The organism is Pseudoroseomonas cervicalis ATCC 49957, from assembly GCF_000164635.1.
GTDB lineage: Bacteria > Pseudomonadota > Alphaproteobacteria > Acetobacterales > Acetobacteraceae > Pseudoroseomonas > Pseudoroseomonas cervicalis.
This window is the reverse complement of the sequence record NZ_GG770781.1, coordinates 149,434-159,236: the sequence shown is the minus strand read 5'-3', so window position 1 is coordinate 159,236 and position 9,803 is coordinate 149,434. Positions and strand designations below refer to the sequence as shown.

Below are 9,803 nucleotides of genomic sequence, written 5' to 3'. Positions count from 1 at the left end.
CGGCCCCCTTCCCCGGCGGCGGAGACCGCCGGGGAAGGGCGGGAGCTGGAGCAGCTCGACAGCCTGGCTGGCGGCGCCCGCCCGGCCAACCGCGGCAGCTCCTGACGCGGCGGCGCGGCCGGCCGGGTGGCGTGATGTTTCGGCCACAAGGCCGGACTTCCACGGGGGCGGCGCAACATTTGCCCGCCCTGGCGGGTTTCGGTCCTGTGACAGTGGAGCACGCATGATGGGCCAGGCCGAATTCAGCACCGGACAGCAGGGCAGGGCCTGGCCGCGCCTGTCGCCGGCCGAGCGGGCGCTGGATGGCTGGCTGCGCGAGGGGCTTCAGCGCCGCTACGCCGCGCCAGCCGGGGAGGAAATCCCCGCCGAGCTGCTGGCCCTGCTGGAGAGCGAGGCGGAGCGGCTGGAGGCGGCGCCCGACCGGGCGAACTGAGGGCGGGCCGGGTGCCCGCCGCGCGCGGCGTTTGACAGCGGCGGCCTGATCGTCAAGCTGTCAGACGCCGTGAGCCGCAGGAGCCCCGCCATGCCGCAGACCACCGACCGCCCGGAGGAGACCGCGCTGCGCGACGGCTTCCGCCAGCACAGCTCGCATTGGGGCGTGTTCACCGCCCGCATGCGGCCCGAGGGGCTGGAGGTGCGGCCGCATCCGGGCGACCCGGACCCCAACGCCATTCTCGACAATTTCCCCGCCGCCCTGCGGCACGAGGCGCGCATCGCCCAGCCCATGGTGCGCCGCGGCTGGCTGGAGCGCGGCCCGGGCCCCGATGACCGGCGCGGGCGGGACGAATTTGTGCCGGTTTCCTGGGACAAGGCGCTGGAGCTGCTGGCCGGGGAGCTGTCGCGGGTGCGCGACCGGCACGGCGCCGGGGCGGTGTTCGGCGGCTCCTATGGCTGGGCCAGCGCCGGGCGCTTCCACCACGCGCAGAGCCAGGTGCACCGCTTCCTGAACACGGCGCTCGGCGGCTATGTGCGCTCGGTCAACAGCTACAGCTCGGGCGCGGCGACGGTGATCGTGCCGCATATCCTCGGCGACTACGAGGACCTGACCAAGCACAACGTCACCTGGGAGCAGATGGCCGAGCACAGCGACGTGGTGCTGGCCTTCGGCGGCATGGCGCTGAAGAACTCGATGGTGGCGGGGGGCGGCATCAGCCAGCATGTCGAGCGCGGCGCCATGGAGCGCGCCCGGGCGCGCGGTTGCCGCTTCGTGCTGGTCGGGCCGCTGCGCAGCGATCTGCCGGAGGAGGCGGGGGCCGAATGGCTCAGCCTGCGCCCCAACACCGACACGGCGCTGATGCTGGCCCTGACCCACACGCTGGTGGCGGAGGGGTTGCATGACCGCGCCTTCCTCGACCGCTACACCACCGGCTGGCCGGTCTTCGAGGATTACCTGACGGGCCGCAGCGACGGCCAGCCCAAGGATGCCGCCTGGGCCGCCGGCATCACCGGCGTCGCGGCGGAGGAGATCGTGGCGCTGGCGCGCAGCCTGGCCGGCAAGCGCGTGCTGGTGGTCGTCGCCCATGCGCTGCAGCGCGCCGAGCATGGCGAGCAGCCGGTGTGGATGGGCATGACGCTGGCCGCGGCGCTGGGGCAGATCGGCCTGCCCGGCGGCGGCTATGGCTATGCGCCATCGGCTATTACGGGCGGCGCTACAACGCCGTGCCGGTGCCGACGCTCTCCCAGGGCCGCAACAAGATCGCCGATTTCATCCCCGTCGCGCGCATTTCCGACATGCTGCTGAACCCGGGCGGCGCCTATCGCTACAATGGCCAGACGCGGCACTACCCCGACATCAAGCTGGTCTACTGGGCCGGCGGCAACCCGTTCCACCACCACCAGGACCTGAACCGGCTGCGCCAGGCCTTCGCCCGCGTCGACACGCTGGTGGTGCATGAGCTGGCCTGGACCGCGACCGCCCGCCACGCCGACATCGTGCTGCCCTGCACGATGACGCTGGAGCGCGAGGATCTCGGCGCCAGCTCCAACGATCCGCTGCTGGTCGCCATGCACAAGCTGGCCGAGCCCTATGGCCAGGCCCGCGACGATTACGACATCTTTGCCGGCCTGGCCGAGCGGATGGGCGTCGGGCCGGCCTTCACCGAGGGGCGCACCAGCCGGCAATGGCTGGAGCATCTCTATGAGCGCACCCGCGCGGCGCTGGAGGCGATCGGCGCCCCCGCGCCGGGCTTCGAGGAATTCTGGCGGCAGGGCACGCTGCCCTTGCCGCAGGCCCCCGATGATGGCGGCAAGCTGCGCGCCTTCCGCGAGGACCCCGAGGCCAACCGCCTCTCCACCCCCTCCGGCCGGCTGGAGATCTATTCCGAGACGGTGGCCCGCTTCGGCGAGGCCGACTGCCCCGGCCACCCGGCCTGGCTGCCGCCCGAGGACGTGCCGCGCGCCGAGGCGCCGCTGGTGCTGGTGGCCAACCAGCCGGCGACGCGGCTGCACAGCCAGCTGGATTTCGGCGGCCATTCGCAGGAGTCCAAGCACCGCGGCCGCGAGGTGGCGCGCATGCATCCCGAGGACGCCGCCGCGCGCGGCATCAGCGATGGCGACGTCATCCGCCTGTTCAACGAGCGCGGCGCCTGCCTCGCCGGCGTGCGGCTGGATGAGGGCGTGCGGCAGGGCGTGGTGCAGCTGGCCACCGGCGCCTGGTACGACCCGGCGGATCCCGAGGAAGAAAAATCCCTCTGCGTCCACGGCAACCCGAATGTGCTGACGCGCGATGTCGGCACCTCGAACCTGGCGCAGGGCTGCACGGGCCAGCTCACCACCATCGAGGTCGAGCGCTTCGACGGCAATCTGCCGCCGATCCAGGCCTTCCGGCCGCCCCAGGCGGCCTGAGGGGATGGGGTTTCCGGGGGCCGGGCAGCGCGGCCGCTTCATCGGCCGCGACACGGTGCTGTGCATGTCGCTGGCCGGGCGGCCGGGCCAGTTCGGCTCGCGCTTCCACAACCATCTCTACGAGCAGCTGGGGATGGATTGGGCCTACAAGGCCTTCACCACCGCCGATCTGCCGGCGGCGATCGCCGGGCTGCGCGCCTTCGGCATCCGCGGCTGCGCCGTGTCGATGCCGTTCAAGGAAGCCTGCATCCCGCTGCTGGACGGGCTGGCCCCCTCGGCGGCGGCGATCGGCTCGGTCAACACCATCGTCAACGATGATGGCGTGCTGACCGGGCATAACACCGACTACGCCGCCATCGCGCCGCTGCTGGCGAAGCATGGTGTGCCGCCCACGACACGCTTCGCCGCGCGGGGCAGCGGCGGCATGGGCAAGGCGGTGGTCTCCGCGCTGCGCGATGCCGGCTTCCGCGACGGCACCGTGGTGGCGCGCAACGAGGCCGCCGGGCGTGCCCTGGCCGATTCCTGCGGCTATCGCTGGAGCGCCGAGCCGGTGGCCGCGCCGCTGCTGGTCAACATCACGCCCATCGGCATGGCGGGCGGGGCGGAGGCCGAGGCGCTGGCCTTCCCCGAGGCGATGATCGAGGCGGCCGAGGCGGTGTTCGACGTGGTGCATCTGCCGCCGGAGACACCCCTGCTGCGCCGCGCCCGTGCGCTGGGCAAGGTGGTGATCACCGGCGTCGAGGTGGCGGTGCTGCAGGCGCTGGAGCAGTTCGTGCTCTACACCGGCCAGCGCCCGACCGAGGCGCAGGTGGACGCTGCCGCCGCCTATGCGCGGGGCGAGAGCGCGCGCTGAGGCGCGCCCGCCGAAGCAGGAAACAGCATGTCGGAATACACGGATTACTACGCGCTGCGCACCGACGACCCGGCGCGGCTGCGCGACGCCCTGGCGGCGGCGGGGGCCGAGGCGGTGATCTTCGACACGGAGATCGAGACGCAGGCCGGCCCCGCCTGGTGCCCCGTCGCGCTGTTCGGCGACGATGCGGTGCTGCCACGGCTCGGCCCCGCGATCCATATCCGGGTGGATGAGGACCAGCATGGCTGGCAGCTCAACCTGCTGTCGGAGGAAGGCTACCGCAGCATCACCTTCTTCGACCGCCCCTTCGGCCAGGATGGCCATGTGCCGGACGGCTTCTTCCCGGTGCCGCCGGCGCCGATCCCGCCGCAGGGCGCGGCGTTTCTCGCCGGCTTCTTCGGGCTGGACTGGGCGGTGCTGCGGCCGGTCCTGGTGCCGGGCGGCTTCGAGGCCTTCTGCGACGCCATCGGCCTGCCCTGCCTGATCCTGCTGGACCAGCATCTCCGCATCGCGCCGCCCGGCGGCGCCGTGCTGGCCTCGGAGATGGGCTGACCGCCCCGCGCGGGATTGTCAGCGCCCCGCTGCTTGCCCCGCCTCGCCTGGCTGCTAGCCTCCGCCGCCTGACGCCAGAGGGAAAGCCCTGTCCATCATGCCCGGCCCGGCCCATCACCGCCCCGCCCGCCCGACGCACCGCCCGGGAGGCGCCGCATGATCCAGGGCATGCAGATGGACTGCCCGCCCGGCTGGCAGGACCGGTCCATGCTGATCCTGAGCGCGGCGCAGCCCGGCGGCTCCGGTGTCACCCCCAACATGGTGGTCACCCAGGACCGGCTGCCGCCCGACCTGCCCGAGCCGCCGGAGGAGCGCATGGCGGCGCTGCTCGACCGCCAGGTGGCGCAGATGCGCGGCCAGCTGGCCAATTTCGCCGAGGTGTCGCGCCGCATCCTGGCCGGCTCCCGCCGCCCGACCGCCGAGCTGCGCGTCGATTGGAGCTCGCCCCAGGCGCTGCTGACGCAATGGGTCACCTTCGTCGATGCGGGTGAGGGGCGGCTGCTGGTCGCCACCGGCACCGCCGGGCGCGCCGATTTCGCCGCGGCCGAGCCGGTGTTCCGGGAGATGCTGCGCAGCTTCCGGCTCGGCTGATGGCGGACGGGCTTCCCGCCGCCAGGGTGGGCGACCCGTTCGGGCACAGCGCCGCCATGACCGGCGTGCTGGTCGGGCTGGCCGTCGGCGCGCTGGTGGGGGTCGCCATCGTGGCGACGGGCGGGCTCGGCGCCATCGCCATCGGCGCGGCCATCGCCACCACCGGCGGCGCGGGGCTGGCCGGCCAGGCGATCGGCCAGACCATCGAGGGGCCGGTGACCGGCGCGCTGATGATCGGCTCGCCCACCGTGCTGGTGAATGCCCGCCCCGCCACCATGACGGTGCTGGCCAACGGGATGTGCGCGCAGGATTCCGGCCCGCCCCGGCTGGTCGCCACCGGCGCCGCCACGGTGCTGGTGCATGGCCAGCCCATGGCCCGTGTCTCCGAGCTGATGGATTGCTCCGCCACCATCCGCGAGGGCTCGCCCAACGTGCTGGTGGGCGGCCCCAGCGTCGAGATCATCAAGCCCGAGCCGGAGGTGCCGACCTGGCTCAGCAACACCATGATGGCCATGGCGATCGGCGGCACGCTGATCGCGACCGGCGGCATCGCCGCCGGCTACGGGCTCGGCGCCGCGGTGGGCAGCCTGGTGGGCGGGGTGGGGGGTGGCTATCTCGGCGGCAAGGCCGGCGGCATGGCGGCGGCGGCGATGGGCTTCGGCGCCACCGGCCAGGCGGTGGGCGAGGTGGTGGGCGGTGTCTTCGGCGGCGCGCTGGGCGGCGGCTTCGGCTTCCGCGGCGGCCAGGCGGCGGGCAACCGCATCTGGACCAATCCGACGACGCGCACCGGCGTCATGCTGCGCCAGGGCACCAGCGGCGGCAACCCGGCGGCCGTGGCGGCGGTCAACCGCATGCCGCCGGATTTCCGCAGCGAATACGCCGCCGCCCGCGCCGCCAACTGGAAGAAGCCGAATGGCGACACCTGGTGGCCGCCGAATGATGGCGCGGTGGGCAAGCCGGTGCGCACCACCATCGATCCCACCACCTCCGGCCCGCCGACCACGGTGGACCGCTTCGGCGGCGAGCATGGCAGCTTCCTCGGCAAGCCGGGCGATTCCTTCTCGGCCCGCGCCCTGCCGGGCGAGCCATCGGGGCCGCCCAATGTCTACAAGATCGACAAGCCGACGCATGTGGAGCAGGCGGAGATCGCCCCCTGGTTCGACCAGCCCGGCGGCGGCACCCAGTACAAGCTGGTGCATCCCACCAATGCGACGACCGCCGATGGCAAGCCGGTGCCCTATTCGGTGAAGGACGCCAAGCGCGACGGCTATATGAGCGACGGACCCTGAGATGCTGATCCTTGCCGACTACGTCACCGGGCTGGAGCGCCAGCGCTTCCGCCGGCACGAGGCCTTCAACGCCGCCGCCGGCGCCGCCGACCGCGCCTGCATCGCCCCGCGCGACCAGGGCTGCGGCCGCGCGCATGAGCTGGAGGCGCTGTACGGGCCCGAGGATTTTGCCCGGTTCCTCTATGCCACCGAACTGACCCTGCCGGCGGGGCGGGAGCGGCTGGTGCTGCATTGCGCGCTGGACGCCGCCATGCAGATTCTTTCCGTTCTGGCCGACCAGCCGAAGCTGCTGGCGCTGCTCTACACGCTCGACCCGGCCGGCGGCGATGAGGGCGTGCTGGCCGCCTTCGGCATCGACCCGGCGGAGAGCTGCCGCGCCGGGGTGTCGCCGCGCGAGGCCGGCGCCTTCCTGGCGCCGCATGAGGGCGGCTACGCCTATTTCACCGTGGATGTGCGCGGCGAGCTGCTGCTGCAATCCTGGAGCCGGGCGCTGCCGCCGGTCGCGCTGCATCTGCGGGCGGAGCAGGAGGGCGACCGCACCGACATCTGGAGCCGCATCGGCCGCACGCCGCTGCCGCCGGAATAGGGCGGCGCGGCGGGCTCAGACCTCGCGCGAGATCAGCCGGTTCAGGGTGCGGCAGCCGGCGACGATGGCCAGCAGGGTGATGCCCTGGGTGATCAGCCCCACCGGCGTCCAGACGGTGCCGGCGACCAGCAGCTGGCTCGGCACATATTGGAGGAATTGCTGGATCTCGGGCTCCAGATGCAGCGTGCCGACCACCCGGACCACGGCCAGCCAGGCCAGGCCGCCCAGCAGCAGCAGCGGCGCCACCCATTCGGCGACCAGCTCGACGAAGGTCAGCGCGAAGCTGACCACCGCCCAGACGGTGAGCCGCAGCGCGCGCCAGAGCGGGGAGGGGCCTTCGGCCTCGTCCAGTTCGTCCTGGTGGGAAGGGGCGTAGCCGGACATCCTGTCCTCCTGCCGTGGGGGTTGGCGCCCCCGGCATAGCGCCCCGCGCGCCCCAGCACAAAGTTTCCGCGCGGCGCGGCGGGGCGCACGGCCTTATCGCCCGACGGCGTAGGCCTGCATCAGACGCGGCGTGGCGGCGGCGACGATCATGCCGTCGCGCCGGCCGGCGGCGCAGACCCGGCCCAGCGACCAGGGCGGCTCGATGCGCAGATCGTGCCCGCGCTTCAGCAGCCCGGCGATGGCCGGGGTGCCGATGCGCTCCTCCACCAGCAGCCGGTTGGGCGAGAGGGTGCGCGGGTAGAAGGATTGCGGAAAATGCTGGCTGGTGAAGAGCGGCAGGTCGATCGCCGCCTGCAGATCCAGCCCGTGATGCAGGTGGCGCAGCAGCACCGCCAGCGTCCACTGGTCCTGCTGGTCGCCGCCCGGCGTGCCCATGGCCAGCCAGCCCTCGCCCTCGCGCGTCACCAGGGTCGGCGTCAGCGTGGTGCGCGGCCGGGCGCCGGCGACCACGGTGGAGGGGTGGCCCGGCTCCAGCCAGCCCATCTGGCCGCGCGTGGTGATCGAGAAGCCCAAGCCCGGCACGGCGGGCGAGCTTTGCAGCCAGCCGCCCGAGGGCGTCGCCGAGACCATGTTGCCCCAGCGATCCACCACGTCGAGATGCACCGTGTCGCCCCATTCCACCGGCAGCGGCGCGAAGGTCGGCTCGCCATGGCCGAGGCCCACCGGGGTTTCGGCGCCGGCCATGGCCAGCACCCGCGCCATGCGCTCGGCCGCGCCCGGCAGCTCGCTCGGCCGCAGCGCGGCCGAGGCCGCCTCGCCGATCAGCTTGCGCCGCGCCGCGCCATGCTCGGGCGAGAGCAGTGTCGCCAGCGGCACATCGACCACGTCGGGGTCACCGTAGAACACCTCGCGATCGGCATAGGCGAGCTTCATCGCCTCGACCACGGTGTGGATGAAGCGCTCGCCCGAGGGGTCCATGGCGGCGAGGTCGAAGCCCTCCAGGATGGAGAGCGCCTGCAGCAGCACCGGGCCCTGGCCCCAGGGGCCGGTCTTGTGCACGGTGACGCCGTGATAGTCGCGGCTGACCGTCGGCTCGTAGCGCGCCTGGTAGCGCGCCAGGTCGTCCCCGGTCAGCAGGCCCCCGTTGCGGCGGCCGGTGGAATCCATCAGCTCGGCGCTGCGGTAGAAGCGGTCCACCGCCTCGGCCACGAAGCCGCGGTAGAAGGCGTCGCGCGCCGCCTCGATCTGGCGGATGCGGTCCGCCCCGGCGGCCTCCGCCTCGGCCAGGATGCGGCGATAGGTGGCGGCGATGGCGGGGCTGGTCAGCAGGCTGCGCGGCCGCGGCACCTGCCCGCCCGGCAGCCAGGCCTCGGCCGAGCTCGGCCATTCCGCCTTGAAGAAGCCCTCCGCCGCCAGGATCGAGGAGGCGACGCGCGGCAGCACCGGGAAGCCGTTCTCGGCATAGTCGATGGCGGCCTCCAGCACCTGCGCCGGGTGCCAGGTGCCGTGGTCGCGCAGCAGCAGCATCCAGGCGTCGAAGGCGCCCGGCACCACCGAGGGCAGCAGCCCGGTCCCCGGCACCTGGCGCAGGCCGAGGGAGGCGAAGCGCTCCGGCGTCGCCGCCATCGGGTAGCCGCCCTGGCCGCAGATCACCTGCGGCGCCTGGCCGGGGCGTTGCAGGATGATCGGCACCTCGCCGCCCGGGCCATTCAGGTGCGGCTCGACGATTTGCAGGGCGAAGCCGGTGGCCACCGCCGCGTCGAAGGCATTGCCGCCACGCTCCAGCACCCCCATGCCGACGGCGCTGGCGATCCAATGGGTGCTGGCGACGGCGCCGAAGCGGCCGCGGATCTCGGGGCGGGTGGTGAACATGCGGGCTCCCGGTTCTGGGACCAAACCAGATTGGTCCTTGGCCCGCCATCCTAGGCCGGGCGTTTTTTGCTGCAAAGCGGCAGAAGGGTGCTTCCGCTGCCGCAAAACCTTCGTATCATGGTCCCATGAGCAAAGGCGATGACGCGCTGCGCGCCCTGCGCAGCCATCTTGCGGGACTGGAGCTGCCCGAAGGCGCCCGGCTGGCGCCGGAGCGCGAGCTGTCCTCCCATCTCGGCATCAGCCGCCGCGCGCTGCGCGAGGCCCTCTCCCGGCTGGAGCTGGAGGGGCGGATCTGGCGCGGCATCGGCCAGGGCACCTTCCTCGGCCCCCGCCCGCCGGAGGAGCCGGCGCGCAGCCTGCCGGCCTCGCCGCCCACCGACATCATGGAGGCGCGGCTGGCGCTGGAGCCGCAGCTCGCGGGCCTCGCCGCCACCAAGGCGCGCGCCGAGCACCTGGCCGCCATCGAGCAGGCGGTGCGCCGCGGCGCCGAGACCGCCGACCTGCAGAGCTGGGGCCGCTGGGACGCCGCCTTCCACCGCGCGGTCGCGCAGGCGGCGCAGAACCCGCTGCTGCTCGGCCTGTTCGACCAGTTGCAGGCCTGCCGCGCCCGCGCCGAATGGGGCCGGCTGCGCGCCAATGCCGCGACCGAGGCGATCCGCCGCCGCTCGGTGGCCGAGCATCGCCGCATCCTGGAGGCGATCGCCGGCCGCGACCCGGCCGAGGCGCACGCCGCGATGTGGGAACACCTGCAATCGATCACCGCCATGGTGCGCGAGGCGCTGCGCGCCGGCCATGGCTGGTCCGGCGCCGCCGCCGCCCCGCCCGAGGACCC

11 protein-coding genes are annotated in these 9,803 nt (G+C 73.4%); 9 read left to right on the top strand and 2 right to left on the bottom strand.

What is annotated here, in order from left to right; all coding sequences use genetic code 11:
* Positions 1-223 precede the first annotated feature (223 nt).
* The 8 genes from HMPREF0731_RS15865 (at position 224) to HMPREF0731_RS15835 (ending at position 6,715) form a co-directional block, all read left to right on the top strand.
* Positions 224-433, top strand: a complete 210-nt coding sequence (locus HMPREF0731_RS15865) for a hypothetical protein (protein ID WP_007005184.1) — start codon at positions 224-226, stop codon at positions 431-433.
* Between the two features lie 90 nt (positions 434-523).
* Positions 524-1,741 (top strand): molybdopterin-dependent oxidoreductase, encoded by a 1,218-nt coding sequence (locus HMPREF0731_RS26220; protein WP_007005183.1) that lies wholly within the window; start codon positions 524-526, stop codon positions 1,739-1,741.
* The gene (locus HMPREF0731_RS26215) at positions 1,666-2,844 is read left to right on the top strand and encodes a molybdopterin dinucleotide binding domain-containing protein (RefSeq protein WP_245538345.1); all 1,179 of its coding nucleotides are present in this window, start codon (positions 1,666-1,668) and stop codon (positions 2,842-2,844) included. Before HMPREF0731_RS26220 ends, HMPREF0731_RS26215 begins: the two co-directional genes overlap by 76 nt.
* A 4-nt stretch (positions 2,845-2,848) precedes the next feature.
* Positions 2,849-3,697, top strand: a complete 849-nt coding sequence (locus HMPREF0731_RS15855; protein ID WP_007005181.1) for a shikimate 5-dehydrogenase — start codon at positions 2,849-2,851, stop codon at positions 3,695-3,697.
* A gap of 27 nt (positions 3,698-3,724) precedes the next feature.
* On the top strand, positions 3,725-4,249 hold the full coding sequence (locus tag HMPREF0731_RS15850; protein WP_007005180.1) for a hypothetical protein: 525 nt from the start codon (positions 3,725-3,727) through the stop codon (positions 4,247-4,249).
* A gap of 156 nt (positions 4,250-4,405) precedes the next feature.
* Positions 4,406-4,840, top strand: coding sequence for a DcrB-related protein (locus HMPREF0731_RS15845; protein ID WP_007005179.1), 435 nt, complete (start codon positions 4,406-4,408; stop codon positions 4,838-4,840).
* Positions 4,840-6,129, top strand: coding sequence for a glycohydrolase toxin TNT-related protein (locus HMPREF0731_RS23280; protein ID WP_007005178.1), 1,290 nt, complete (start codon positions 4,840-4,842; stop codon positions 6,127-6,129). The genes HMPREF0731_RS15845 and HMPREF0731_RS23280 overlap by 1 nt, the downstream gene beginning before the upstream one ends.
* Position 6,130: 1 nt before the next feature.
* Positions 6,131-6,715: a hypothetical protein gene (locus HMPREF0731_RS15835; protein WP_040613619.1), complete on the top strand. Its 585-nt coding sequence runs from the start codon at positions 6,131-6,133 to the stop codon at positions 6,713-6,715.
* Between the two features lie 15 nt (positions 6,716-6,730).
* Here HMPREF0731_RS15835 and HMPREF0731_RS15830 read toward each other — a convergent pair whose 3' ends face one another.
* The gene (locus tag HMPREF0731_RS15830) at positions 6,731-7,099 is read right to left on the bottom strand and encodes a hypothetical protein (protein ID WP_007005177.1); all 369 of its coding nucleotides are present in this window, start codon (positions 7,097-7,099) and stop codon (positions 6,731-6,733) included.
* 93 nt (positions 7,100-7,192) lie between these two features.
* Positions 7,193-8,971, bottom strand: coding sequence for a gamma-glutamyltransferase family protein (locus HMPREF0731_RS15825; RefSeq protein ID WP_007005176.1), 1,779 nt, complete (start codon positions 8,969-8,971; stop codon positions 7,193-7,195).
* Between the two features lie 125 nt (positions 8,972-9,096).
* Between HMPREF0731_RS15825 and HMPREF0731_RS15820 the strand changes: the two genes are divergently transcribed.
* Positions 9,097-9,803, top strand: a 707-nt coding sequence (locus HMPREF0731_RS15820; protein ID WP_007005175.1) for a FadR/GntR family transcriptional regulator, incomplete at its 3' end; no start/stop codon positions are given.

Coding starts and splice junctions, on each gene's coding strand:
- HMPREF0731_RS23280 (WP_007005178.1), top strand. CDS start 4,840: ATGGCGGACGGGCTTCCCGCCGCCAGGGTGGGCGACCCGTTCGGGCAC.
- HMPREF0731_RS15850 (WP_007005180.1), top strand. CDS start 3,725: ATGTCGGAATACACGGATTACTACGCGCTGCGCACCGACGACCCGGCG.
- HMPREF0731_RS15855 (WP_007005181.1), top strand. CDS start 2,849: ATGGGGTTTCCGGGGGCCGGGCAGCGCGGCCGCTTCATCGGCCGCGAC.
- HMPREF0731_RS15825 (WP_007005176.1), bottom strand. CDS start 8,971: ATGTTCACCACCCGCCCCGAGATCCGCGGCCGCTTCGGCGCCGTCGCC.
- HMPREF0731_RS15845 (WP_007005179.1), top strand. CDS start 4,406: ATGATCCAGGGCATGCAGATGGACTGCCCGCCCGGCTGGCAGGACCGG.
- HMPREF0731_RS15865 (WP_007005184.1), top strand. CDS start 224: ATGATGGGCCAGGCCGAATTCAGCACCGGACAGCAGGGCAGGGCCTGG.
- HMPREF0731_RS15835 (WP_040613619.1), top strand. CDS start 6,131: ATGCTGATCCTTGCCGACTACGTCACCGGGCTGGAGCGCCAGCGCTTC.
- HMPREF0731_RS26220 (WP_007005183.1), top strand. CDS start 524: ATGCCGCAGACCACCGACCGCCCGGAGGAGACCGCGCTGCGCGACGGC.
- HMPREF0731_RS15830 (WP_007005177.1), bottom strand. CDS start 7,099: ATGTCCGGCTACGCCCCTTCCCACCAGGACGAACTGGACGAGGCCGAA.